Below are 24,965 nucleotides of genomic sequence, written 5' to 3' on the forward strand. Positions count from 1 at the left end.
CAGTTAAATGGTAGGGGCGGGGCGCATATGGGAGAGGTTAACTTCGATCTTAGTCCTGTAGAAAACTCAAAAGACTCTTCTGGTGGTCATGATCTGAGGGTTAAGTAATGGCATGTGTTAAGCTGGTTGAGTATGCAGGTGAGCTGATTTCGCGCGGCTATATATTTAGACTGCCAGCAAGTTGGCCATATGAAAGTGTTGTGGATTTCATGGTTGTTGATCTCCCGGATGAGAAATTTGGGCACTCTTTGGTCGTTGCGTCTGGAAATAAGTCAGGGTTGATGCTCATTCAGCTCCCTATCGAAAGTCGTGCTCCTGGTCACGGGATTTCGACAAGGTGGCTGATTGATAACTGGAGTAAATGGGTGTACCCGGAGTGTGATGTGAACGATGTTTTCTTATATGAGAGGTCGGCTGCTCCTAGTTGGGTAAGCACCGCTTGAAAGTAGTGCTTGTATGTGTGTGGACGGCTTTTGGTTTCGCTTTGCTACGGTGGAGGGCTTGGGGGTAGATGTCTTCGAATGGTGCTTCATCCCCACCAATCCTTTTCCTTACGCCCAAAGCTTGACTCGCTGAACCAACTCTCCAGCTCAACCGCAAGCTCGGTGACCTCGCCCAGTTCCTGCTGAAGAGGATCCAAACGATTTGCCTGCTCGCGAGCCCATAGAAATCGGGGTCAGACCATGTTTTTATAAAGACCAGAAAAATTGCTCTTTAAAAATAAGAATGTTGGTCTGACCTCTATTTTCTTGCGTAGAGCGCTCATTCAGTATCAGGCGACGGGTGAGAGACTGCAGGAAGTTGTTGTTGGTAAGTAGAGGTTTCAGGTCCCGATTAATATAAAAAATGTTGGGATATATGTTTCAACTGTATTTCCAATTGGAGTTGATAAATGAAGTGGGGTGAGTTGTCCGGAAATAGTGAGAATCTGTTATATTGGATTCTTTGGTTTGCTATCGGTGCGTTTTCAGAGGGTGACTTAGAAGGGCTTTTGCAGAGGATGTTTATACGTTGCGAAGGGCTTTCTGGTGACCCGGGTTGGGAGTTTGAATACGAACCGGATGCCTGTTCTGGGCACTATGTTTTCTCAGCTGATCAGAACATGAGCGGTATTTTTCCTGATTCTCGTGTTTATAGTGTTCAGGCTGTTAAGGAGGCCATGAAGGAATCTATGCTTGCTCTTGGGAATAAATACCCTGAAAGAGCTGGTGATCTACAAAAGTTGATATGTAAGTACGAGCTTTGAAAAACTTGCTAAGGAAAGCAGATTTACTTTCAGTATGCAGCTGGTACGCGGCCTACTGTGATTAAAGTTCAAGGAAATGATCATGGATTTTTGAGTTATAGCCGGTTTTAGTGAAATCAAGATGAGGTGGGGGGATCTCGAAGTGGACCGTATGCCCGTACGAGGTAAGGGGAATATTTGTTTTTTTTTGGAAGAGTCAACTGGGGTAGCAATACCTTGGTGTAGCACGGATGGGTTGGGGCCTGATGATTTAGATATTCTTGCTTGCCTATTGATCGACGATGGAGGGGGACCTTTTGTCGAAACTATTCCTTGGCTAGACGAGGGTCTGAATAGATTGATAGCCGTGAGGCGAGAGGACGAGGTCACCACTGAATGGGCCCGCGATGCCTGGGCAACCCATATTTCGAAAAGTGGAGTTAAAATTTATTCACTTTATGATGAGGACTTCTCAATAACTATAAGTTTGGATGACTTCGAACGGGCTTTACGCGGTTGGAAGGACTTTCTTCTGTCATTGTAGGTAGGGAAGGCTGCTGGATAGGGCGTCAGCAAACGAGGTCAGCTCACGATTCCATTCTTTGGTGGTTTAGTAATTTTAAATGTAGTCTGTCCTTTAGTGCTGTAGCTACGAATTGCCACAACTTTGAAGTAACGCCATCTGGAAGTCGAACCGCTCAGACACGCATTGAAGATAGCCCGGTAGCTGACTGCTGCCGCCTCCTTTTCCTACAAGTCATTGCTTTACCACGCTTTGACAACCACCCAATCCAACACGACTAACTTTCGTGGCGTGCTGAGCTCATATAGCGCACGCTATGCAGCAACCCTATCTCTCCACCACGCTCTTCCGTGGCACCGTTGCGACTAACAGCTAGCAAATGACTTTTAATCAGCCGTCGCTGTCGTCGTTCTATGCGCTATCGCACGAGGCGCCCGGTGGAACCTATCAACTGATCGCGAACAACGAGACCCGGGCCGACCAGGTCATTTCACGCACCTGCATTCCTAATCTCTCACTGATCCATTCCAATGATCCGTTCAATCAGCTGACGCCACCGCTTACATCCGGTGATGCTCCAGCAAGAAGTCTACGAACAATCGCACCCGCGCCGGCATTGCCGAGCCGCCTACGAACACCGCATGAATCGGTTCCCGGTCGCCGGGGTTCCAGGCTTCCAGCAGCGGTATCAGGTCACCGCGCTGCAGATCCTCGCTCACGCTGAACTCGCCGATACGCGCAATGCCCGCACCTACTCGCGCAAGTTGTGCCAGCGCTTCACCACTGCTGCATTCGATGTTGCCGCAGACCTTCAGGGAGAACTCTCTTGCGTCGCGGATGAACGGCCAGTTGGGTTCGGCACGCCGGAAGTTGAAGCGCAGGCAGTTATGCCGTAGCAGGTCTTCCGGTTCGCGAGGGATGCCGTGGCGTTGCAGATACTCGGGCGATGCCACCACTACCTGGCCGGTGTCGCCGATCCTGCGCGCGGTCAGCGGGCTGTCGGGCAGATGGCCAAAACGTACCGCCACATCGGCCTGGCCGCCGAGAATATCGACCACTTCGTCGCCGAGGGTGAGGTCGACCAAGATGTTCGGATGGCGGGCGCTGAATGCCGCCACCAGGGGGACGATGGCCAGCCGCCCGTGGCCAAGGGCGGCACTGACCCGCAATCGGCCCCTGGGTACGCCCTGGTCGGCGATGGCTTCTTCCACCTCGGCCATGTCGGCCAGGATACGCCGGGCGCCGCGCAGGAAAGCCTCGCCCTCGGCAGTGAAGCTGATCGCTCGGGTGGTGCGCAACAGCAACCGGGTGCCAAGGCGCTGTTCGGTACGCGCGATGATCCGACTGACCGCCGAGGGTGTGAGCCCTAATGCACGCGCGGCAGCCGATAGGCTGCCTTCCTGCGCCACGGTGGCGAACACGAGCATGTCACCGGATCTGCCGTTGAAGTCCATTTGTGCCCCTTACGCATAGGTGATTGCCAGAAATGCTATCTACCGCCTTAAAACGCTGGATCGTAGCATTGGCGGCATAGATAAGGAGCCTTCCATGCGTATCAATCCACCACTTGTCGCACTTGCCATAGGTGCCTTTGGCATCGGTGTTACCGAGTTCGCCCCCATGGGCATGTTGCCGGGCATCGCTGCGGATCTCGGCGTTTCTATTCCCGCCGCGGGCCTGTTGGTCAGTGCTTACGCCCTGGGTGTACTGCTCGGCGCGCCGCTGATGACCCTGACTACCGGCAGGATCCCCCGGCGCTATCTACTGATCGGACTCATGGCGATTTTCACCCTGGGTAATCTGATGTCAGCCCTGGCGACCGATTACTACAGCCTCATGATCGCCAGGGTGGTGACCTCACTGAACCACGGTGCGTTCTTTGGCGTTGGCTCTATCGTTGCTGCCAGCGTGGTCGCCCCTGAGAAACGTGCCGGAGCGGTCGCGGCAATGTTTATGGGCCTCACCCTGGCGACCATTGGCGGTGTGCCGCTGGCCGCCTGGTTTGGCGAAATGTTCGGTTGGCGCACTGCATTCTGGGGCATTACCGGCCTCGGCGTGGTCGCCATGGCCGCGTTATGGTTCGCCCTGCCCAACCTGAAGGCGCCGCCAGGCGTCGGTGTAATGGCCGAAATTCGGGTACTGGGCCGTGGCCCGGTGCTGGGCGCGTTGGCCCTCACGGTAGTCGGTTCGGGCGCAATGTTTACCGTCTTCACCTACATCGCGCCGATCCTTAGCAGCGAGACTCACGCGTCCACCGCCTACATAACCGCCATGCTGGTTCTGTTCGGTGTGGGCCTGACACTGGGCAACATGTGGGGCGGCAAGGCCGCCGACCGCTCGATAGATCGCACACTGATCGTTTCGCTGAGCGTGCTGATTCTCGTGTTGCTGGCGTTTACGGTACTGATGCGTTGGCCGCTGCCGGCGGCCGTTGCCATCCTGATATGGGGTATCGCCAGTTTCGCCTTGGTGCCGCCGCTACAGATGCGCGTCATGGAAGCTGCCAAGGACGCGCCCAATCTGGCCTCGGCGGTGAACATCGGTGCGTTTAACTTCGGCAATGCGATTGGTGCGGCACTGGGCGGTGCGGTGATCAATGCAGGGCTAGGTTATCCGGCGATTTCCCTGGCTGGAGCGGCAGTGGCGGGGCTAGGGCTGCTGATGGTGCTGGGATTTGCCTGGCGTTCCAGAAAGATTGCAACTGCATTGGTGTGAGCTTGATGGGAGAGCCAGTCACTCAGTTGCTCCGTGACTTCCATTGTGATTTTGCATGACCAAATTGGATGGCTGAATCGCCGAGTAACACACGCTTTGCTTGACCGCGGGAGCACTTAGAGTGGAGCCCAATATAGCGTTCGAACAAGGAGTCTAAGGTCAGCGCCTACACCCTTTACCTTCCTCCCATGACGCCTCATTAATGAACGTAGCCTGGCAGGCTGGAGATGTCTACGGTGCCGGGGCGATTCAGAATGCTTGAATGAATCCCCCTCACAGCGACGTGAGGGCCGTCTTCATAGAGGTGCTGAGCCGCGTTTACATTCGAGGCTTTCACCTAAGCCACGGATCATCTCCATCAATGCCTTCACCCGCAGTGGCAAGTTTCCGGCCGGGTATACCGCGTGCATCTGTGGGCTCTCACCGCTGCTGGAGGTGAGCTTGTATTCAGGACACACCCGGAGCAGGCGCCCCGTTTCCACTTCGGGTTCCGCCATCCAATCCGCCAGGCGGGCGATCCCGACGCCCGCCAGGGCTGCCTGGAATACCGCCAGGCCGGAGCTGAACCGAAATTTTGGATGAACCCGAAAGCTGATGGCCTGCTCCTCACTGCGAAAATTCCACTCCTTGAGAATCCGCGGCGCCGTATGCAGGATCAGCGAATGCGCCTCCAGTGCCTCGATGGAGTCGGGCATGCCGTTGCGCTCCAGGTAGCCGGGGCTGGCATACAGGTAACGTGAGTAACTCCACAGCGCAAAGCCGATCAAGTCGCTGGATTGTGGAAACGCACCGCGAATCGAGAAGTCCAGCTTGCTCTTGGCCGGGTCGATGATCTCATCGGTGAAAATCACATCGATGTTAACGTCTGGATAACGCTCGCAGTATTGCGCGATCAACCGGGGCAATACCCCGTGTCCGAGAACCTCGGGGGCGGAAAAACGGATCCAGCCGGAGGCCAGGCCGCTGAGGCCGGCCAGGTCTTCATCCACCTCACGTTGCAGATCGAGCATTTTGTACGCGTGGGGCAATAAGCATTCGCCCGCTTCGGTCAAGCTCACGGCATTGGACGAGCGATTGAACAACTTGAGCCCCACACTTTCCTCCAGGGCTTGAACGGCACGGGTCAGTGCGCTGGGGGAGCGCCCCAGCGTCCGTGCCGCGGCGACGAAGCTGCGCTTGCGAGCCACGGTCGCGAAGGCTTCAAGTTCCCCCAACATATTCAGTGCCACTTTCCACCTCATTGCATTTTTCACAACGCGGCATTGCAACACAAAAAAGGCCCTTCCGTTAACCTTCCCGTTCAACCCACAAGGATGGTGCAAACAGGAGCGCAAGGACGTGTCGAAGCTGGATGAAGTAATCGGGAAAGCCGCAGCGTGTATTGATGAAGTCATTCATGAAAGGCTGGAAAAAAAATCAGTGACTTTGACCCGACGGGAGATACCGCAAATTCATCTGTCGCTGGAAGAACAACGCACACTTCAGGCCGGGCTGGCATCGCTGGACGTGACCGATAGCGCCTCGGGGATCCGCCAGATGCCGGTCCTGGGGCGGTTGCTGGAAAGTGTCCTGGGCACCGAGAAAATCCAACAGCTGCGCAATTTTCCACAGGCCCGTGACGTGGCGATGATCGTCAGGGGGCTGCCGCTGGACCCGCAACTGCCCGCCACGCCCTATGACCTGGAGCCAGGTATCGAGAACCTGTCGATTCTGGCCGGGGCTATTTTGTCCGTGCTGCACACTCTGCAAACCCGTCCGCTGGCGTACGAGGGTGAAAGCACCGACTCCGTGTTCCGTCACGTATCGCCCAAGCGCAAGCGGGAGACCGAAAAGAGCTCCTATGGCTCGCGGGCGGATCTGGACATGCATGTCGACAACCCTCACCTGCCTTTGACCTGCGAACCTATCTCGCAGTTGTCGGCCTGTCCGGAGTACCTGTCCCTGACCGGCCTGCGCTGCGAGCTCGACGTGCCGACGCGCATCGTCGCCATTGACGAGGTGCTGGCCATTCTGCCGGCCTACGTCGAAGAAGAACTGTCACGACCGAACTTCACCGTTCGCCGACCAGCCTCCTTCGGCAAACAGGGGAATGTGCTGGAAAACGTCCCCTTGCTCTACAGAAGCGCAACCGATGGCCTGTATTGCCGCTACAACAAAGCGAGTGTCGAAGCGACCTGCGCCCCTGCGCAGTTTGCTCTCCAGCTGTTTGCCGCCGCCGCCAATCATCCCGATGTCGTGCACCACATCATGCTGCAACCGGGGGACATGCTGATCTTCAAGAACCAGCAAACCCTGCATGCCCGGGATGGTTTTACCCCCCGCTACGACGGCCGTGATCGCTGGATGTTGCGTGTCTTCGGGGTCAATGATCCGGCACGCGTGGTACCGCTGGACCCTCATCAACCCTATATAGTCAGAGCCTGATTTCATGGTCGATATTGTCATCCTTTGCGTGTTCGCCTTCGCCGCCGGCCTGATCGATGCGGCGGTGGGCGGCGGCGGACTGATCCAGATTCCCGCGCTATTCAACGTGCTACCCACCGCTCAACCGGCGGCGCTGCTGGGTACCAATAAGGTCGCGGCCGCCTGCGGCACCGCATTCGCGGCCCGGTCCTTCGTGCGCAAGGTGGTGATCGACTGGGGGCTTGTGATCCCCGCCGCCTGCGCGGCCTTTGTCATGGCCTTCTTCGGAGCCGCCACGGTGTCGTTCGTACCCCAGTCGATGATCCGGCCGGCGGTGCTGGTGTTGATTGTGCTGATGGCGATCTACACCTTCTGGAAAAAAGATTTCGGCGCCCTGCACAAACCCATGCGCATCGGTACCAAGGAAAAACTGCTGGCGATCGTCATCGGCGGCGCCATCGGTTTCTACGACGGTCTGTTCGGTCCCGGCACTGGCAGCTTCCTGATCTTCCTGTTTATCCGCTGCTTCGCCTTCGACTTTCTCCATGCCTCTGCATCGGCCAAGCTAGTCAACATCGCGACCAACGTAGCGGCACTGATATTCTTCATTCCGACGGGTAACGTGCTCTACCTGATCGCAATCCCCATGGCGGCATTCAACATCCTGGGCGCGCTCACCGGCACCTGGCTGGCGGTTCATAAAGGCGTGCCCTTTGTCCGGGCTCTATTCCTGGTGTTACTGGTGATTCTGATCAGCAAGCTGTCCTACGACCTGTTCCTGTAAACCAGAGGAAAACTCCATGCATCCCATGTTCGATCGCCTCGTGGCATTACTCGATGCCCGCTCAGCCTCTTACCGGGTGTTGATGCACGATGCCGAGGGCCAGTCGGCGCGCGTCGCCGAAATCCGTGGCACCGAGCCCGGCCAAGGCGCGAAGGCCATGCTTTGCGCCCTCAAGGGCCAGGCCGGCCCCTATGCGCTGGTGATACTGCCGGGCGACCAGAAGCTGGACATGAAGAAAGTCGGAGCGGCCCTGGGCGGGAAAAAAGCCGAGCTGGTGAAGGCCGAAACCGCCATGGAGCTGACCGGGTGCCGGATCGGCGCCATCCCTCCGTTTGTTTTCGATGAGCGGATTCAATTGATCGTCGATCCGGCCTTGACCACAGGCTACGCCGAAATAGCCTTTAACGCGGGGCGGCTGGATGCGTCGATGGTGCTCGATACGCAGGACTATCTGGCGATCGCCATGCCTCGATTGCTGGATATCAGCCAGGCCTGAGCAGACGTTTTCACAGACGCGGCCCAAAAAAAACGATAGCCGCGCTGGCCTGCTATGCACTGTATCTGGCCGGTCTTCAGGCTCGAACGACAGGTCGGTCACGTCATTTCCAGGGCAACCGCATCAGGCATGAACCGGTGCGCTCATTCCCTGGCGTAGATTTGCGGGAACTCCTCGGGACCAGACCGTCCTTTAGTCCATCCACCGTGCAGGTATTGCAGTCTGTGTCTATGCTGCAGTATGGGTGTCGAGACCCGCTACGAACCTGTCTCGACGCCGCACTCTCGCTGTCCGCAGTCCGGATTTTCACCATCACAGCATCAAAACAGCACAGCGGAATGTGCGTGAGCATGAGCTTGAACGCCTGAGCGATTCAGCCACTTATCGAATAGGGAAATAGGCTTGATGTGTCGGTAAAAAAAATTCTTTGTGTGGTCGGAACGCGTCCCGAAGCGATCAAAATGACCCCGGTCATTCTGGCCTTGAAGCAGCAGGGCTGGGTCGATGTGCGTGTGGTCGCCACGGCACAGCATCGCGACATGCTGGATCAGGTCCTGGCGTTTTTCGGCATCGAGCCCGATATCGACTTGGACGTCATGCGACCCAATCAAACCTTGGCCACCCTGACCGGGCAGTTATTGCTCAAGCTGGATGTTGTCCTGCTCGAAGAACGGCCCGATGCGGTGCTGGTGCAAGGCGATACCACCACGGTGATGGCCTGTGCCCTGGCCTGTTTTTATCGGCGCATACCGGTGGGGCATATTGAGGCCGGCCTACGCACCTGGGATCTGCAGCATCCGTTCCCCGAGGAAGCCAACCGGGTCATTGCCGGTAAATTAGCGCACTGGCACTTCGCGGCAACGCAAGGCACCCGGCAAAACCTGCTGAAAGAAGGCGTAGCCAGTGGGGACATTTTCGTCACGGGCAACACGGTGATTGATGCCCTGATCATGACCGCGGCCAGTGAGGTGGAGATCGGCCTTGATCTTGATCCGAGCAAGCGCCTGGTGCTGGTGACGGCCCATCGCAGGGAGCATTTTGGCGCGCCGTTTCTCGACATCTGCCGAGCGCTGCGCACCCTTGCCGAGAACAACCCTGGGGTTCAGTTTCTCTACCCTGTGCACCCGAACCCGAATATCCAGGACGTCGCCCAGGCGTGCCTGGCAGGCATGCCGAACTTCAGGCTGTGCGCGCCGCTGGGTTACGCGGCGTTCATCGCCGCCATGAAAGCGGCGTATTTCATCCTGACCGACTCGGGAGGCGTCCAGGAAGAGGCGCCGGCGCTGGGTAAGCCGGTGCTGGTCATGCGGGATGAAACCGAGCGCCCGGAAGCGGTGGAGCAGGGCAGCGTCAAGCTGGTGGGGGCCAACTATGAACGTATCATCGAGCAGGCGCAGCGCCTGCTTGACGATGAATCGGCCTACCGTGGCATGGTGCGAGGTGTTTCGCCCTACGGCGATGGGCAGGCTGCCGGGCGTATCGTGAAGGTCCTGCGCGAGCACTTTTCTTGAAGCGCCTGGTATTTCTCTCGCCGTTGCCCTGGCACAGCTTCGCCCAGCGGCCGCACAAGTTTGTCGATTGGGTGCACAGCCGCACAGGGGCGTCGGTGCTGTGGGTCGATCCTTATCCCACGCGGCTGCCCAGGTGGAGCGATCTCAAGGCGGCTGCGCCCTGCGCGCAAACCAGTCCATCCAGTGGCACGCCGCCATGGCTCACGCTGATCAAGCCTGGCGGTCTACCGATAGAACCTCTACCGTGCTCGGGCTGGGTGAACCGCTTTTGCTGGCGGCATGCATTGAGCAGGATCGATCAATTCACCCACGCCTCCCCAGCCTTGCTCGTGGTCGGCAAGCCCTCGGTCCTGGCACATCTGTTGTTGCAGCGGCTTCGTCACTGCGCGTCCTTGTATGACGCAATGGACGATTTCCCGGCGTTTTATACCGGCCTCTCGCGATCGGCCCTGGCGCGCCGTGAGCGGCTGATCGCCCAGCACGTGGACGTCATCTGGACGTCGAGTTCCGTGCTCGACGCACAGTGGCGGCGTTATCGCAACGAGGTGTGCCTGGTGCTGAACGGCCTGGACTTGGCGGCGATCTCTGCCGTAAAGCGGGCGCCGATGTCATCGAGTCGAAAGGTTTTTGGCTACGTGGGCACCCTGGCGACCTGGTTTGACTGGGCCTGGGTGGCGGCTTTGGCCGAAGCCAGGCCCAACGATGAAATTCGTTTGATGGGGCCGATCTTCGGCGCCGCGCCCGCGCATTTGCCGAGCAACGTAGCGGTGTTGCCTGCCGATAATCATGGCGCGGCGTTGGCCGCCATGGCCGAGTTCGACGTGGGCTTGATTCCTTTCAAAAAGACCCTGCTCACCGCGTCGGTCGATCCGATCAAGTACTACGAATACCGCGGCCTGGCATTGCCGGTGATCTCGACTGACTTCGGCGAGATGCATGGCCGTTCAGGGCTGCCGGGTGTTTTTATCAGTCACTCGCACAGCGATATTGCCGGGCTGGCCGAGGCCGCCTTGGAGTGTGAGCGCAATGCGGACGAAGCCCGTGCATTTGCACGACAACACTCATGGGAAGCGCGTTTTGATGCCGCCACGCTTCATCCATGACTGCGACGTGATCGTCGTCAACTACAACGTCGGCACGCTGCTCGGCGAATGCGTGGCGTCGGCCTTCAGGGAAGGCGCGCGGCGGGTGATTGTGGTGGACAACGCTTCGACTGACGGCAGCCTGGCGTACCTGGATGAGTGCCCGGCCTATACGGGCCTGAGCATCATCCGGAATCAGCGGAATATGGGCTTTGCCTCGGCCTGTAATACCGGTGTGGGGGTGTCGAGTGCCGGCGCATTGTTGTTCCTGAACCCGGATTGTGTCCTGCTGCCGGGCTCATTGCAGGGCATGATGGAAGCGCTGCACGCGGATGCCGCCACGGGCATGGTGGGGGGCTTTCTATGCAACCCCGATGGGTCCGAACAGCCGGGCGGGCGCCGGGTGTTTCCGACCCCCAGGAGAGCATTCGTCCGGGCTTTTGGCTTATCGCGCCTGGATGGAGTGTTTCCCACGCTGTGCGCCGACTTCCTGTTGCATCGTGAGCCGCTGCCCACCGAGCCCGCCGCGGTGGAAGCCATTTCCGGTGCCTGCATGCTGGTCAAGCGTGAAGCGTTGAAGTCTGTGGGCCTCTGGGATGAAGGCTATTTTCTGCATTGCGAGGATCTGGACTGGTGCATGCGCTTCAAGCTCAAACAGTGGCGCGTCGTGTTTGTGCCACAGGCGCGCGTCATGCACTGGCGGGGCGCCTGTAGCCGGAATCGACGGTTTTTTGTCGAGTGGCACAAACACCGAGGGATGGTGCGGTTCTACGCAAAGTTCTTCAGGGCCAACTACCCCAAGGGATTGTGGTGGTGGGTGGTCCTGGGGGTGTGGCTGCGCTTCGGTTTGGTCTGCCTCTACCATGGATTCAATTGGTTGCTGGGACGATCCCGGAGTGGGCATGCCTGAGGTCACGGTCGGTGTGCTGGGGGCCAGTAGCCTGGTAGGCCGATGCCTGCTTGTGTTGCTAGTGCGCGAACAGTTCAAGGTCGTCGCTTTTTCCCGCCAGCCCCGGCACGGCAGCGATACGGTCAGTTGGCAACGGCTTCCTGAGGCGGGTGTAAGCGCGTATGCCGCGCCGATTCCCTACTGGATCTGCGTGGCACCGATTTGGACGCTGCCGCAGCATTTTGCGCTGCTGCAGGCCTGCGGAGCGCGCAAGGTCGTGGCCCTGTCTTCCACCAGTCGCTTTAGCAAAAGCCACTCCGTCGACTCCGCAGAGCGGCGCCTCGCCAACCTGTTGGGCGATGCCGAGGCGCGTGTTGAGCAGTGGGCGCAGGACCACGGGGTGCACTGGGGCATCCTGCGTCCGACCTTGATCTACGGCCAGGGCCGCGACAAAAACATCACCGAGATCGCACGCTTTATTCGGCGCTTCGGCTTTTTCCCGCTGTTGGGTGGCGCGATGGGGCTGCGTCAACCCGTGCATGCCGAGGATGTGGCGAGCGCCTGTGTGCGTGCGTTGCAGGCACCCCAGGTGTGCCGCCATGCCTACAACCTCAGCGGCGCAGAAGCGTTGCCCTATCGGGAGATGGTCTCCCGCGTGTTCACCGCGCAGAAGCGCCGCCCGCGTTTTCTCACGGTGCCGCTCTGGCTGTTCCGGATGACGTTGTGGCTGTTGCGAGTACTGCCACGCTACCGCCATTGGTCGGCGGCGATGGCGCAGCGCATGAACCAGGACCTGGTGTTCGAGCATACCGAGGCTGCCCGGGATCTTGGCTTCGCGCCCAGGGGATTTTTATTGTCACAGGACGACCTGCGTTAGTTACTCATATTCATGGGGCACCCACGGGCCCCACTTGGCTTCATAGATCGCCTTGTTGCGCTCGAACAGGGCTTGGCGTTCATCCTGGTTCATGAGCGCGAACGATGCCGAAAGCTGGTGATGGATAAACACATCGCGGGCGCAGGCATTCACCAGGCCGGCATGTTCGACACGTCGGCAGTAGTCGTCATCCTCGAAGAATCCACGGCCATAGACTTCGTCGAGCGGGCCGATTCGCGTGTAGGTACTGCGCGGCATCATCACGCAGAAGAACGCCAGGGTCGGCAGCCGGACCACCTCGCCAAGGTGGCGGCAGGTAAAGCGCCGAGCCGCTTGTGGCATGTCTGCGAGGTCGGTGTAGCCGATGTCGATCCTGGCCTGGTTACCGATGTTGTTGGTCACCGGGCCAATCAGGCCAAGCTCGGGATTGCGTTGTAAATGGCGGCGCAAGGTACTCGCCCAGCCGCTGGTAACCTGCGTGTCGTTATTGAGCAGCACCAGGTACTCACCGTTGGCGATCGCCAGGCCCTGGTTGTTCGCGGCGGCGAAACCGCGGTTGTCGGTGTTGAGTACGATCGTCTGGCCTCTGTCGGCCGCCCATTGCGAGAGAAATTCAGCGGTGCCGTCACTGGACGCGTTGTCCACCACGATGATTTCCAGTTCAGGCCCCTCGCTGTCGTGCTCGAGGCTGTCCAGGCACGCCCGCGTCAGCGCCAGGTTGTTGTAGGTCACGATGATCACGCTGATGCGTGCCGCGTGGTCGCGGCGCTCGGCCAGGGTGATGAGCGCATCGGCGCGGTGTGTCCAGGTTTGTCGGGCAGCGAACGCCTGGCGCTGGGCAATCTGTTCGGTCGTCGCTGGCAGCAATGCCCGCGTGATCGCGGTAATGAACGCCGGGCCGTCCCGGCCGACCTGCACCAGGGAGCCGAATTGTTGCATTTCTGGCAGGTCGACCGAGACCACCGGTTTCCCGGCACTCAGGTACTCGTAGACCTTGACCGGGTTGGTAGCGAGCGTCAGGGCCGTGATGTGAAACGGCACGATGCCCACATCGAAGCCATGCAGGTAGTAGGGCAGGGTGGCATAGGGCACTTCGCCGGTGAATTCTACGTTCGCATAGCCACTCAATTGCGCCCGCGCGCCCACCGTATCGGCGCCGATCAGCAGCACCACATGCTGTGGAAACGCCTCGGCGATGCGGGCGACGAGCGCCTGGTCGAACCAGTGTGCAATGGCACCGTAGTAGCCAATCACCTTACGTTGCAAGCGATCCCGGTAGATCGAGGCAGGTGGGGTGCAGAACCGGGTGAAGTCGGCGGCATTGCGCAGGATGGCGCGAGTTTCATTGGCCTGGGCCGGCCATTGCTCGGCCAACCAGTCGGAGGTGAACAGCCGAACGTCCGCGTTGCGCACCAGCCGTTGCTCCAGCTGCAGGATGCTCGGGCCGTTGTCGCCGAAGCCTTGATGATGGTCCATGCAATCGTAGATCAATCGGCTGTTGGGTAATTCACCGGCGATGTCGCACCAGAAAGGGTGCTGCACCAGTGAAATGACCCGGGCTGAGCCGGCCCAGAGGAGTACCTCGCCAATACTGCAGCACAACTGTCGAACCTGCGCGGCGTCAGGCGCTGCGGTGTAGATCAGCGGTGCACCACGGGCGAACAGCTTGACCTGGAACAACCGCTGCGTCTGGTCCAGCGAGTCGAGTTCAAAGCCGGCTTGGGGCGCATGTATCAATGAGGCCGACACGTAGATGACCCGCCGGCCGGTGGCGGCCAGCACCTGGGCCAGTTGCTGCGGGCGCTGGTGGCGCAAGTCCCAGTCGATAGCGCCCCAGATAATGTAATCCGCCAGCCCGGCCTGTTGTGGCTGGGGCGCAGGCTGAGGCGCCGGCGCTGGGTCGGCTAAGGTTTTCATCGGTTGCAGTACGCCGCGCAGTACGCGCACAGCGGGCAGCAGTGCACGTCGGTAGATGACTGCCAGGAGTTTTTTCGCGCTGGCCGGCAACGGCAGCCGGTGATACACCGCGCGCCAGCGCTGCCGGCCAGATGGGCGTCGCTCGATCATCATGGGCGGGACGACCTCATCCGGACGTTTTCGGCGATGCGGCGACCACCACAAAGCAAGTCGCTTTTCAACGTGCCCGACTCGACCGGCCCGTCTTCGATGTGGAACAACGTCTGCAGTACCCTGAAGGACTGCAGGCGCAGCCCCTGGTTATTTGCGGCGGCGAAGCCCGGGTAGCGCAGGTAGTTGCGCGTGTCGTCCGTGTGCCTGTCCATGGTGCCGTCCTTCACGAAAACCTTGTGTTGTGCTGTTCGCCGTAAGCGTGCAGAGGTGTCGGGTCGTTGTCCGGCCACATCGAGCTGGTAGAGCCGGGGCGGTAAAACGTCACCGTCACGCTGCGCCTGGAAGAACGACAACCCTCGACCACCCGTGAAACCGCGTGCCAGGAGTTGTCGGCGCGCACGAGAATCGCCGAGTTGCCGACCTCGGGCGTCACTTGCGCGACGATATCGGTGGGCCTGGCAGAGCCGAGGATCTGCAGGCAGCCGCCGTCGGCGGGGTCCCAGGTCTGATTGAAGTACAAAACGTGCGTGACCAGTTTGTCTTCCAGGTCCGGGTGCGGCCCGAGGTTGGCCCCGGGGCCGTAGTGGAACAGATTGGCTTCCATGGGGACGTCGGTCACGTCCACCCCGGTCAGCGCGGAGAGGGCCTGGCGGTACTGCGGTGAACAGAGGCTGTGGGCCAGTGCCAGCCATTGCGGGCTCAAGGCTTGTGGATTGACCACTTTGTGGCTGCCCATGGCGATCAATTGCCGCGCCTCGTATTCGTAGTCCTTGGCCCCGCCGTAGCCGGAGACCGTCTTGAAGTGGTCGTGCGGGTAGGTTTCGGCCAGCACCTTGGCATCGCCGGGGGTGTAGAGCGCACCGATTTGCGCCCAGGAAAAAGGCACGGTCTGCAGGCGGTGGGCCGTCAGTTTGCTCAGGTCAATCATGTCGAAGGGCTCCCAGCCATTTGTTCAGGGTTCGGCGCAGATGGCGCAACGGCGCCGTCAGCTTGAACGAGTTGGAGCGGTACAGCGTTTCCAGTGCCTGTTGATGTTGCTCGTGTTCGTGTTGTCGCTCGGCGGCCTGGCTTTCGAGGTGTGAGTGCAGGTCTTCGAGAACGCCGGGCAAGGCTTGCCAGTAGCGGTTGAGCGCGGGCTGCGTGGGCCTGGGACCTTCGCGGATCAACTCGGCCACGCGGTCCCAATGTGCGTCGATCCGTACCATCGCGTCGGCGGTCACCTGGGACACCGGTTGCTTGCCCAGCTGTGCGCGAAACCACTGCGGATCAATCGGCTGGTCCCGGCGTAATTGGAATATTCGTCCATGGCTCGGCAGCGCAGTGTATTTGCCGGTGCCCAGGTCCGCCGAGCAGAAGACCGGCACACCAAAGGCCAGTGCACTGATCGCCAGGTGGTAGCTGTGCCCGATCACCCCTTCGGCATGGGCGATCAGCTCTGCCAACAGCAGGGGCTCCGGCCAGAAGGGCAGGCACCGCGCGCGCGCAAGGCCGTCGCCCAGTACGGATTCATGATCACCCAGTACCGGCCCTATGGGCAGCAGCAGCAGTTGCACGTCCTCGAACTGCCCGGCATGGGTTTGCCACAGCTGCAGGAAGCTGTCCAAGCCTCCTATCGCATGCACCACCAGATAAGGGAGGGTCAGGTCGGCGCTGCTGCGCAGCGCCAGGAACCGGGTAGACGGCGCATGAGGGTCGAGCACCCGTGGCAGGCCAAAGGCCGTGTCGGGAAGCACCTCGACCTGGGCCGTCGGCGACAGCTGGGCCAGGGCCGCTTGGGACAGCGCATCGCGTACCCTGATGTGCGGGCTGTGTTCGAGGGTCAATTGCACCAGTGGCGCGGCCCACGGCGGGATGTCGTTGCAATGCATGCCCGGCGCATTCCAGATCAACGGGATGCCATGTTGCAGCGCGATCAGCGCGGGCGTCAGCCAGTAGCCGGTGGGGTGGTGAATGGTGGCATCCGGGGGGTAATAACCGCTGGCCACCAGCTTGTCGAAACGCACAATGAAACCACCGCCGATCAATACTCCATCCAACTGACCGGCGATGTCCGGCAAACGAGTCAGCGAGGTGACCTCGTACGGCCACTCGGGCGGTGTTTTCCCGTGATAGGAAAACCGGTGCAGCGTTATCGCGCCCAGGCGCCGGGTCAATTCCGCCTCGGCGAGAATGGGAAACAGCAAGTCGCCATAATTGGCGACATCGAATGTGCCGAAGATCCCGACCTGCCACTCTCGGCTCATTGCAGCACCCCCGGTTCATTCGTGTGAGGGGCAGGACCGGCCTCTATTCCCAGATCGACGAAACCAAGGAATTCCCGGGTACCCGGCAAGGTGTCGAACGCCAGCAGCGCGACCTGCTTCTCGATGAGCTGCGCGGTTTCTTCGAGGTGGCCGTTCATCAGTTTCAGCGTGATGTGGTACTTGCCCGCCGCAAGGTTGGCGGGGAAGCGGACGTTGAGCGTCGCCTTGCGCCAGCCGTTGTGCGCTGCCTCCAGGTGCAGCGGCAGGTTGGCACCGCCGATCACCAGCAAGCGGGCCTCCTGGATCGTCACGCTGAGGGTCGGCAGCTCGATACTTTCGCGTACCCGGGTTTCGATGCGCAGTTCGATGGTCTCGCCATACACAAAGCTTGAATACAGGCTGTCCGTGTTGGTAAAGCAGGCCGCAACGATATGCCCCTCATCGGTGCCAAAGGCGATGCCAGCCTGTTGGGCAAGAAACGCCTTGGGGGCGACCGCCACCGCGCCGCCGCTGGCCCAGCGACGCTGTTCGTCACGCATCTCCAGCAGGTAGAGTTCGGCCATTTCTTCGGGAGAGCCACTGGCACGCACCTGGCCTTCGCGCAGGTAAATCACCCGATTGCAAAAGCGCTTGACCATGGCCATGTCATGGGACACGAACAGCAGCGTCGTGCCTTGCTGGGTGAGCGCTTCCAGCCGATTGAGGCACTTGAACTGGAAGGACGCGTCGCCCACTGCCAGGGCTTCATCGACGATCAGGATGTCGGGGTCCACGCACACCGCGACGGCAAAGGCCAGGCGTACCAGCATCCCGCTCGAGTAGGTCTTGGTGGGCTGGTCGATAAACTCGCCGATAGTGGCGAAGTCAGTGATCTGGGCAAAACGGGCATCGATTTCCGCGCGGCTGAGCCCCAATACGGCACCGTTCATATAGACGTTTTCACGCCCGGTGAAATCGTGATTGAACCCCGAGCCCAGCTCCAGCAACGCCGCCACGCGGCCATGGCTCTCAATGCTGCCGGAGGTGGCACTGAGGGTGCCGCAGATCAGTTGCAGCAGCGTCGATTTGCCGCTGCCGTTGCGGCCAATGATCCCTACCGTTTCACCTTTGCACAGTTGCAGCGACACGTCCCGCAGTGCCCAGAATTCTCGATAGAACTGCTTTTGCCCGCGCGACAACAGCTGCCACAGGCGATCCCTGGGCGTGTCGTAGATGTGATAGCTCTTACTCAGGTGGGCCGTTTGTACGGCGATGTCAGAGCACATCGGCAAATCCTTTGCGGGTTTTCTGGAACCAGGTGAACCCCAGCCAGGCGATACCACCAGCCACCAGCAGGCCGCAGGCCCAGGTGAAAGGGTCTGGTACCACCCCCCAGAACAGCAGGTCACGGGCCTGTTCGACCACCAGGGTGAGCGGGTTGAGGTGAAGGATGCCCTGGTAGGCTGGCGGAAATGCGCTGGTCGGGTAAAAAATCGCCGAGACAAACATCAATGCCGTGGTCAGCACGCCCACCACCTGGCCGACATCACGCAGGTAAACCCCCAGCGCTGCCAATAGCCAGGTGACTCCCAGTGTGAAGAGCGCCAGCGGCAATAACACCAGGGGCAGCAACACACTGGTCAGGGGCGGCCAGCCGAAAAACACCAGGTGGAAGACCAGCCAGATCACCAGGCTGGCCAGGGTGTGGAACAACACGGCGCCCAGCACCACCCACGGCAGGATCTCGAGGGGGAACACGACTTTCTTGACGTAGTTGGCATTGGCGATGATCAGGCCTGGCGCACGTCCCACGCATTCGGCGAACACGTTGAACACCAGCAGGCCGGCAAACACCAGCAGCGCGAACTCGGTGCGCGAACCGTCGCCCGCGGGCCAGCGCAGCTTGAACATCACGCTGAACACGAAGGTGTAGACCAGCAACATGAATAGCGGGTTAAGGAACGACCACAACAGCCCCATGATGGAGCCTCGATAACGCCCAATCACTTCCCGCTGGACCATGGAAAACAACAACTCCCTGTGTCGCCACGGGCTGGAAAACATCCCTGCCCGCGCGTTTGTTTCACTCATGCAGCGATTCCCATTGCCAGTGCAGTGCGCCCATGAGTCTAGTCAACAATTGTCGTTTTGCTATGTGGCGTTGAGTGGTTGTTCGACCTAGGGGAAGGCTCATTGCGTCAGCCTGTCTGCACGCAATCACAGCAGCGGATAAATTTTTTTGCTGGCGCTGCTTGAAATTTTTTCCCCTGAACCTACTTAGGTTTTACGCGATGCCGAATACGGGTCGCGTGTCAAATCACTTGGAGAAAACTCAGGAGATTTTGCAATGGCTACTACTCTTTCGTTGGCCCCACTGTTCCGTCATTCCGTCGGCTTTGACCGCTTCAACGACCTTTTTGAATCGGCGCTTCGCAGCGAGGCCGGTACCACCTACCCACCTCACAACGTCGAAAAGCACGGTGAAGATCACTACCGGATCGTCATCGCGGCGGCAGGCCTGGTGGAGGATGATCTGGAGATCCAGGTGGAAAAAGGCGTGTTGACCGTCGCCGGCGGCAAGCGCGAACACGATGAGGGCATCACCTACCTGCACCAGGGCATCGCCCAGCGCGCGTTCCGTTTGTCGTTCCGCCTGGTCGACCACATTGAAGTGCAGGGCGCACAACTCGCCAACGGGTTGCTGAGCATCGACCTGCTCAGGGTGGTACCGGAGGAAGCCAAGCCTAAGCGCATTGCGATTGGCGGTGCTGCCAAGGCCGAGGTGAAATCCATCAGCGAGCAGTAAGGCTGGAATGAATAAAGGCGCTCTTCGGAGCGCCTTTATTGGACCCAATGATTAACAGTCATTTGCTGATAACTGAGCGACTACTTTTGTAACCTTTGCTGCTTTCTTATGATCCAAACCGCTGCAAGGTAGGGCAACGTTGGCGATGCGCGTTGCGAAATAGGTGTCAAATAGCTCCCAGTCGTCGAACTCTTCTGGCGCGACGGCATAGGTCGTCAACCGACCAATCAGTCCACACAGCCAGTCAGCGCACTGTAACGTTTGAAAAAGATAGCTTTCACCTTGAAGCGGCGGCTCAATTAATGTGCGGCATTTCTCCGAAGCGTCTTCAAACATTGCCAGCGTGCACGCTTCAACGTTTCTTTCACGCCATTCATTTCCTGCTTTTTGTTCATCCAGCAGAACGATGAAAGAGGCGTTGTTTAAAGTGCAGAAGCGATCAATCTTGCGGATGGACTGTACCAACACCCGCTGGAATGTTTCGGTCGAGTTGTGTTTCGTGTGCTCAGTAGGTTTGTGTTCTCCCGTGTAAAAAACGTACCCACCGATTTTCTGAATATGGTTCAGTAAACGGAACGAAGACCTTCTCAGCTCCCTATATTTGCTTACATTGGCCACTGTAATGCTTACATTGGCCACTGTAAAAAGCGCAGAACCTTTCTTTTCCCAATGATAGGCGGGTAAGTGTTCAGGGTTTTTGTGCTCCAGATCCCAAGCAAGTAACTGACATTTGAGTTTGTAGAAATAGATTGCGAACTCACGCACTTCATTGGCGGGAAGCAGCATACCGCCAAGCCCGAATACAGGGCTGGTTTTGTACATTGAGTGTTTTCGTGAGACGTACTGGCCTACATGGCCAAACTCATCCAGATAAGCAATGTATTGCACCAAATGTGATTTCCCCAGCCGTGAAAAACACGAAAGCCCGCGCGATTTCTCGCAACGGGCCTCGGAAGGTGGGCACATGGTTTCCCATATGCGTTGGGGGGAATTTAGCGGAAAAATACTGCTGGTTCCAACCGGATTGGGGGAATCAGGCAGATCCTACACATCATCAGGAAACGACTGGGCCTCTCTTCAGTGCAAAGGAATAGTGTCGCCGCCCGACTCATGCCCCGCCCGCCCCTCACGCCTCTCCCACTTGGCAATCACCAACGGCGCCAAGGCATTGCCCAGCACATTCAGCGCTGTGGTCGGCATCTCCATCAAGCGATACACCCCGGCGATAAACGCGATGCCTTCCAGCGGCAAACCCGCGCTGGCCAGGGTGGCCGATAGGATCACGAACATGAATCCCGGTACTCCGGCAGCCCCCTTGGAGGTGAGCACCATGGTCACCACCAGCAACGCCTGATCGCCCAGGCTCAGGTCGATGCCGTACAACTGCGCGACGAACAGGGTGCCGATGCCGAGGAACAGGGAAGCGCCGTCGAGGTTGAACGAGTAACCCACCGGCACCACAAAGCTCACCAGCGAAGGAGGCACGCCGTAGGTTTCGAGTTTTTTCATCAGTTGCGGCATCACCGCCGCCGAGCTGGCGGTGGAGAAGGCCAGCACCAACTCATCCTTGATATGGCGCATCAGCGCGAACAGGTTGATCCCGCACACGCGCGCCACCAGGTTGAGCACCACCAGCACAAAGAACGCGATGGCCACATAGCTGACCATGATCAGCTTGGCCAGAGGCAGCAATGAGCTGAAGCCGAAGTTGGCCACGGTCACGGCGATCATGCCGAACACGCCGATGGGCGAGTAGGCCATGATCATCGAGGTGACCTTGAACATGGCATCGCTGACGCCGCGCAACAGTGCGATGACCGGGTCCTTGCGTTCGGCGGGCAGGCGCGCCACGCCCAGGCCGAACATCACCGCAAAAAACAGCACCGACAACAGGCTGCCCTGGGCCATGGCGTTGACCACGTTGTCGGGGATGATGCCGACGATGATCTGCCCCAGGCTATGACCGGCGCCGTTGCTGGTGGGCAGGGTGATATTCGCCGCATGCAGGCTGGACAGTTCAGTGCCGGCACCGGGCTTGAGCAGGTTGCCCATGACCAGGCCGATGATGATCGCCAGGGTGGTGATGCAGAAGAAATAGCTAAGGGATTTGACCCCGATACGGCCCAGGGATTTGCCGTCACCGTGGCCGGCAATGCCCACCACCATGCAGGCAAACACGATAGGCACCACGATCATCTTCATCAGCTTGATAAAGATATCGCCCGCCGGTTGCAGGAGATTGTCCACCAGCCACGGCCGGGACTCGGGAAAGCGGTGCAGCAGGGCACCAATGGCGATACCGGCGAGCAAGCCGATCATGATTTGCCAGACCAGCGCGATACGGGGCGTGTGCATGGGAATGCCTCATTTGATCAATGATTTTTAAGTTGTTGTTCTAGGCAGTCAAAAGGCGACCGTCCGCTGGTCGCCGGGTGTTGCGGGTGGCCGTCAGCGCAGGTCGTGGCATGCGTCTTTGAGGCGACGGCACCCTTCTTCGATCACGTCCAGGGCGCTTGCGAACGACAGGCGCACATACGGCGACATGCCGTAGGCCGCGCCGCTGACCGTGGCCAGGCCGTAGTCGCGCAGCAGGTAGTCCACCAGTTGGGTGTCGCTGTCGAGGCGATCACCTTGGGGGGTGAGCTTGCCCATCAGGCCGCTGACGTTGGCGAACACATAGAACGCGCCATCGGGCGGGATGAGGCCCAGGCCGGGAATACCCGCCAGTCGCTCCAGCATCAGGGCACGACGCTGCCGGTATTCTTCGCGCATCGCGGCAATAGGCGCCTGGTCACCGGCAAATGCAGCCACGGCGGCGGCCTGGCTCACTGAGCTGGGGCAGGTGGTGGTCTGCGACAGCAGCTTGGCGATGGCCGCGATCAGCCACGCCGGCCCCGCACCAAAACCCAGGCGCCAACCGGTCATCGCATAGCCCTTGGACGCGCCGTTGACGATCAGCGTGCGTGGCTTGAGGTCGGGCGCCAGGCGTGTCAACGGCACATGCCGGGCGTCGCCGTAGACGAAGTGCTCGTAGATCTCATCGGCCATGATCAGCACATGGGGATGGCGGCGCAGCACCTGCGCCAGGGCCAAGAGTTCGGCTTCACTGTACACCGCGCCGCTGGGGTTGTTCGGGCTGTTGAGGATCACCCATTTGGTGCGTGGGGTGATCGCCTCTTCGAGGGCGGCGGGCGACAGCTTGAAACCCAGGCTTTCATCGCCGGCAATGATCACCGGCGTGGCGTCGTTGAGCCGTGCGATGTCCGGGTACGACACCCAATACGGTGTGTGCACGATGACTTCATCGCCGCGATTCAAGGTGGCGGCCAGGGCGTGATAAATGATGTGCTTGCCGCCGCAGCCGGCGACGACTTCGTCCAGGCCATACACCAGATCATTGTCGCGCTGCAGTTTCAGGCAGACGGCCTGGCGCAGCGCGAGGGTGCCGGTGGTGGCGGTGTAATGGGTGTCACCGCTGTGCATCGCCAGGCTGGCGGCCTCGAGAATGTGCGCCGGGGTGTCGAAGTCCGGCTCGCCAACGGTGAAGTTGACGATGTCGCGGCCCTGGGCGCGCAACTCGGTGACCAGGGCGTTGGCGGCGATGCTGGGGGAGGGGGCGATGCCCAGGACGCGGTCCGACAAAAATGCAGTGCTCATCTGGGACTCCTTCACGCCAGGCCGGCGTTGCTAAGGGCCTTGTCGATCCAGCTCTGGCGCACCGCACCGCTGGCGATCTCTGCCTTGACCGCTTCTTCATGCTCGGCATGTTGCGCGGCACGGCGCAGCACTTCGGCGGCGTCGGCCTGGGAGAACGCGACCAGGCCGTCTTCATCACCCACCAGCAGGTCGCCGGGGTTGACCACCATGCCGCCGATGGACACCGGCACGTTCACTTCGCCGGGGCCGGTCTTGTACGGGCCGGTATGCACCACGGCGCGGGCGTAGCAGGGGGTGTCCTCGAAGCTGGCGACATCGCGAATCGCGCCGTCGATCACAAACCCCACGCAACCGCGCTGTTGGGCATACAGCTTGATCAACTCGCCGATCACCGCGTTGTTGGTGTCGCCCTGGCCGTCCACCACCAGCACATGGCCGGGTTGCAGCAGGCTCATGGCCTTGTAGATCAGCAGGTTGTCACCGGGGCGGGTCTTGACCGTGATCGCCGTGCCCACCAGCTTGCCGCTGCGGTTGTAGCGGGTCAGGCCACGGGCGCCGATATGGCGGCCGAGGTTGTCGCTGATATGCGGGGTGACGACATGGGCAAACGCCTCGACCAGTTCGGCCGGCGCCATGGGCGCGTTGGGAAGGATGCGTGAACCGGGCAAGGACATGGCAAATCTCCAGAATTGTTGGATAGCGATGGGCTATGGCCGGATCTTAGGAGTGATGACGCGAGAGTTTTAGCGATATTTTATGATGTGATAGCATCGCTTTTTCTCATGAGTTGGTCGCCATGATCACCTTCAAGCAAATCGATGCGCTGTACTGGATCGCCGAACTCGGCAGCTTCGAAGCGGCGGCAAACAAGCTGAACATGTCTCAGTCGGCCATCTCCAAGCGCATCCAGGAGCTGGAAGACACCTTCGACGTCGAGATTTTCGACCGCAGCAAGCGCAACGCCCGGCTGACGGAGAAGGGCGGTGAGCTGCTCGACTATGCCCGCGACCTGCTCAACAGCCGCGACCAACTGCTCGAACGGGTCAGCGCCCGCGAGGTGCTGGTGCGCCGTTTTCGCCTCGGCGTCACCGAACTCACCGCCTTGACCTGGCTGCCGGCGCTGGTGGAAGCGTTGCGCCAGGCCTACCCCAAGGTGCAGATCGAACCGTCAGTGGAACTGAGCAGCGAACTGTTTCGCAAGCTGGAAAGCGACCAACTCGACCTGGTGATTGTGCCGGACGTCTACAGCGACCCGCGCTTCCACAGCACCGTCCTGCAAAGCGTGGAAAACGCCTGGATCTGCGCGCCTGGCCTGATCCCGCACCCCGACCCCGTCAGCCTGGAAGTGCTGGCCGATTACACCGTGCTGACCCAGGGTTCGCAGTCGGGCACCGGCCTGATCTACGAGCGTTGGCTGGCCGCGCACAATGTGCAGATGCCGCGCACCCTCACCAGCCATAACCTGCTGGTGCAGGTGGGGTTGGCGCTGTCGGGGATCGGCGTGAGTTATTTGCCCAAGGCGTGTCTGTCGCACTTGATCGAGCAGGGGGCGTTGCGTGCGCTGATTACACAGCCGCAGTTGCCAAGTATCCAGTATGTGGCATTGCACCGGCTGGACCGGCAATTCGGCCTGAACCAGGACGTGGGGCGGATGGCGCAGGCGTGCTGCGATTTTTCGCGGTTGCTGTTCTAGTCGGCTCGTAGG

24 protein-coding genes and 1 pseudogene are annotated in these 24,965 nt (G+C 59.8%); 13 read left to right on the forward strand and 12 right to left on the reverse strand.

The features are described 5' to 3' along the window. Positions 1 to 107 precede the first annotated feature (107 nt). The 3 genes and pseudogenes from imm45 to B9N88_RS32870 form a co-directional block, all read left to right on the forward strand. Positions 108 to 443, forward strand: coding sequence for an Imm45 family immunity protein (gene imm45 / locus B9N88_RS33215; RefSeq protein WP_081744377.1), 336 nt, complete (start codon positions 108 to 110; stop codon positions 441 to 443). Between the two features lie 449 nt (positions 444 to 892). Continuing rightward, on the forward strand, positions 893 to 1,246 hold the full coding sequence (locus B9N88_RS07140; RefSeq protein WP_027603976.1) for a hypothetical protein: 354 nt from the start codon (positions 893 to 895) through the stop codon (positions 1,244 to 1,246). Positions 1,247 to 2,139: 893 nt separating this feature from the next. Continuing rightward, positions 2,140 to 2,298 (forward strand): annotated as a pseudogene (locus tag B9N88_RS32870) (ParA family protein); the annotation flags it as partial. A 10-nt stretch (positions 2,299 to 2,308) separates the two neighbouring features. Here B9N88_RS32870 and B9N88_RS07155 read toward each other — a convergent pair. Next, complete coding sequence (locus B9N88_RS07155; protein ID WP_027603978.1) at positions 2,309 to 3,202, reverse strand: LysR family transcriptional regulator; 894 nt, start codon at positions 3,200 to 3,202, stop codon at positions 2,309 to 2,311. A 94-nt stretch (positions 3,203 to 3,296) separates the two neighbouring features. Here B9N88_RS07155 and B9N88_RS07160 point away from each other — a divergent pair, with 94 nt between their 5' ends. Continuing rightward, positions 3,297 to 4,463, forward strand: coding sequence for an MFS transporter (locus tag B9N88_RS07160; RefSeq protein WP_027603979.1), 1,167 nt, complete (start codon positions 3,297 to 3,299; stop codon positions 4,461 to 4,463). Positions 4,464 to 4,759: 296 nt separating this feature from the next. Here the strand turns inward: B9N88_RS07160 and B9N88_RS07165 are convergent, their stop codons facing one another. Next, positions 4,760 to 5,692 carry a LysR family transcriptional regulator gene (locus B9N88_RS07165; protein WP_027603980.1) on the reverse strand — a complete coding sequence of 311 codons (933 nt, stop codon included), beginning with the start codon at positions 5,690 to 5,692 and terminating at the stop codon, positions 4,760 to 4,762. A gap of 190 nt (positions 5,693 to 5,882) precedes the next feature. Here B9N88_RS07165 and B9N88_RS07170 point away from each other — a divergent pair, with 190 nt between their 5' ends. The 7 genes from B9N88_RS07170 (at position 5,883) to B9N88_RS07200 (ending at position 12,505) form a co-directional block, all read left to right on the forward strand. Continuing rightward, positions 5,883 to 6,887 (forward strand): TauD/TfdA family dioxygenase, encoded by a 1,005-nt coding sequence (locus B9N88_RS07170; protein ID WP_256221098.1) that lies wholly within the window; start codon positions 5,883 to 5,885, stop codon positions 6,885 to 6,887. A 4-nt stretch (positions 6,888 to 6,891) separates the two neighbouring features. Next, on the forward strand, positions 6,892 to 7,650 hold the full coding sequence (locus B9N88_RS07175; RefSeq protein WP_027603982.1) for a sulfite exporter TauE/SafE family protein: 759 nt from the start codon (positions 6,892 to 6,894) through the stop codon (positions 7,648 to 7,650). Between the two features lie 16 nt (positions 7,651 to 7,666). Next, on the forward strand, positions 7,667 to 8,146 hold the full coding sequence (locus tag B9N88_RS07180; protein ID WP_027603983.1) for a YbaK/prolyl-tRNA synthetase associated domain-containing protein: 480 nt from the start codon (positions 7,667 to 7,669) through the stop codon (positions 8,144 to 8,146). A gap of 407 nt (positions 8,147 to 8,553) precedes the next feature. Then, complete coding sequence (gene wecB / locus B9N88_RS07185; protein WP_043293325.1) at positions 8,554 to 9,657, forward strand: non-hydrolyzing UDP-N-acetylglucosamine 2-epimerase; 1,104 nt, start codon at positions 8,554 to 8,556, stop codon at positions 9,655 to 9,657. Then, entirely contained in the window at positions 9,654 to 10,760 is a 1,107-nt protein-coding gene (locus B9N88_RS07190) for a glycosyltransferase family protein (RefSeq protein WP_027603985.1), read from the forward strand. Before wecB ends, B9N88_RS07190 begins: the two co-directional genes overlap by 4 nt. After that, positions 10,738 to 11,649, forward strand: a complete 912-nt coding sequence (locus tag B9N88_RS07195) for a glycosyltransferase family 2 protein (RefSeq protein WP_027603986.1) — start codon at positions 10,738 to 10,740, stop codon at positions 11,647 to 11,649. The genes B9N88_RS07190 and B9N88_RS07195 overlap by 23 nt, the downstream gene beginning before the upstream one ends. Continuing rightward, positions 11,642 to 12,505 carry an SDR family oxidoreductase gene (locus B9N88_RS07200; RefSeq protein WP_043293327.1) on the forward strand — a complete coding sequence of 288 codons (864 nt, stop codon included), beginning with the start codon at positions 11,642 to 11,644 and terminating at the stop codon, positions 12,503 to 12,505. Before B9N88_RS07195 ends, B9N88_RS07200 begins: the two co-directional genes overlap by 8 nt. Here the strand turns inward: B9N88_RS07200 and B9N88_RS07205 are convergent, their stop codons facing one another. From B9N88_RS07205 to B9N88_RS07230, 6 genes are read right to left on the reverse strand one after another with little or no spacing between them, the layout of a single operon-like run. After that, the gene (locus tag B9N88_RS07205; RefSeq protein ID WP_027603988.1) at positions 12,506 to 14,575 is read right to left on the reverse strand and encodes a glycosyltransferase; all 2,070 of its coding nucleotides are present in this window, start codon (positions 14,573 to 14,575) and stop codon (positions 12,506 to 12,508) included. It lies immediately after the preceding gene. After that, a complete protein-coding gene (locus tag B9N88_RS07210; RefSeq protein WP_027603989.1) occupies positions 14,572 to 14,787 on the reverse strand; it encodes a hypothetical protein in 216 nt (71 codons plus the stop codon). The genes B9N88_RS07205 and B9N88_RS07210 overlap by 4 nt, the downstream gene beginning before the upstream one ends. An 11-nt stretch (positions 14,788 to 14,798) precedes the next feature. Further along, the gene (locus B9N88_RS07215) at positions 14,799 to 15,503 is read right to left on the reverse strand and encodes a 2OG-Fe(II) oxygenase family protein (RefSeq protein WP_027603990.1); all 705 of its coding nucleotides are present in this window, start codon (positions 15,501 to 15,503) and stop codon (positions 14,799 to 14,801) included. Continuing rightward, positions 15,496 to 16,818: a polysaccharide pyruvyl transferase family protein gene (locus B9N88_RS07220; protein WP_027603991.1), complete on the reverse strand. Its 1,323-nt coding sequence runs from the start codon at positions 16,816 to 16,818 to the stop codon at positions 15,496 to 15,498. Before B9N88_RS07220 ends, B9N88_RS07215 begins: the two co-directional genes overlap by 8 nt. Beyond that, positions 16,815 to 18,083 carry an ABC transporter ATP-binding protein gene (locus B9N88_RS07225; RefSeq protein ID WP_027603992.1) on the reverse strand — a complete coding sequence of 423 codons (1,269 nt, stop codon included), beginning with the start codon at positions 18,081 to 18,083 and terminating at the stop codon, positions 16,815 to 16,817. The genes B9N88_RS07220 and B9N88_RS07225 overlap by 4 nt, the downstream gene beginning before the upstream one ends. Next, positions 18,073 to 18,888 (reverse strand): ABC transporter permease, encoded by an 816-nt coding sequence (locus tag B9N88_RS07230; protein WP_051429305.1) that lies wholly within the window; start codon positions 18,886 to 18,888, stop codon positions 18,073 to 18,075. Before B9N88_RS07230 ends, B9N88_RS07225 begins: the two co-directional genes overlap by 11 nt. Positions 18,889 to 19,144: 256 nt before the next feature. On the opposite strand from B9N88_RS07230, the gene B9N88_RS07235 reads away from it, so the two are divergent. Next, complete coding sequence (locus tag B9N88_RS07235; RefSeq protein WP_027603994.1) at positions 19,145 to 19,603, forward strand: Hsp20 family protein; 459 nt, start codon at positions 19,145 to 19,147, stop codon at positions 19,601 to 19,603. Between the two features lie 51 nt (positions 19,604 to 19,654). On the opposite strand, the gene B9N88_RS07240 is transcribed toward B9N88_RS07235, so the two are convergent. The 4 genes from B9N88_RS07240 to B9N88_RS07255 all read right to left on the reverse strand — a co-directional run bounded on the left by B9N88_RS07240 (position 19,655) and on the right by B9N88_RS07255 (position 23,934). Further along, positions 19,655 to 20,491, reverse strand: coding sequence for a DUF3800 domain-containing protein (locus B9N88_RS07240; RefSeq protein WP_043293350.1), 837 nt, complete (start codon positions 20,489 to 20,491; stop codon positions 19,655 to 19,657). A gap of 189 nt (positions 20,492 to 20,680) precedes the next feature. Then, a complete protein-coding gene (locus B9N88_RS07245) occupies positions 20,681 to 21,958 on the reverse strand; it encodes a cation:dicarboxylate symporter family transporter (protein WP_027603995.1) in 1,278 nt (425 codons plus the stop codon). Between the two features lie 93 nt (positions 21,959 to 22,051). Next, positions 22,052 to 23,260, reverse strand: a complete 1,209-nt coding sequence (locus tag B9N88_RS07250) for a pyridoxal phosphate-dependent aminotransferase (protein ID WP_027603996.1) — start codon at positions 23,258 to 23,260, stop codon at positions 22,052 to 22,054. A gap of 11 nt (positions 23,261 to 23,271) precedes the next feature. Then, positions 23,272 to 23,934, reverse strand: a complete 663-nt coding sequence (locus tag B9N88_RS07255; RefSeq protein WP_027603997.1) for an RraA family protein — start codon at positions 23,932 to 23,934, stop codon at positions 23,272 to 23,274. Positions 23,935 to 24,056: 122 nt separating this feature from the next. Here B9N88_RS07255 and B9N88_RS07260 point away from each other — a divergent pair, with 122 nt between their 5' ends. Next, the gene (locus tag B9N88_RS07260) at positions 24,057 to 24,953 is read left to right on the forward strand and encodes a LysR family transcriptional regulator (RefSeq protein WP_027603998.1); all 897 of its coding nucleotides are present in this window, start codon (positions 24,057 to 24,059) and stop codon (positions 24,951 to 24,953) included. Positions 24,954 to 24,965: the final 12 nt, after the last annotated feature.

The sequence above is a fragment of the Pseudomonas sp. LAMO17WK12:I1 genome, assembly GCF_900177315.1.
GTDB lineage: Bacteria > Pseudomonadota > Gammaproteobacteria > Pseudomonadales > Pseudomonadaceae > Aquipseudomonas > Aquipseudomonas marginalis.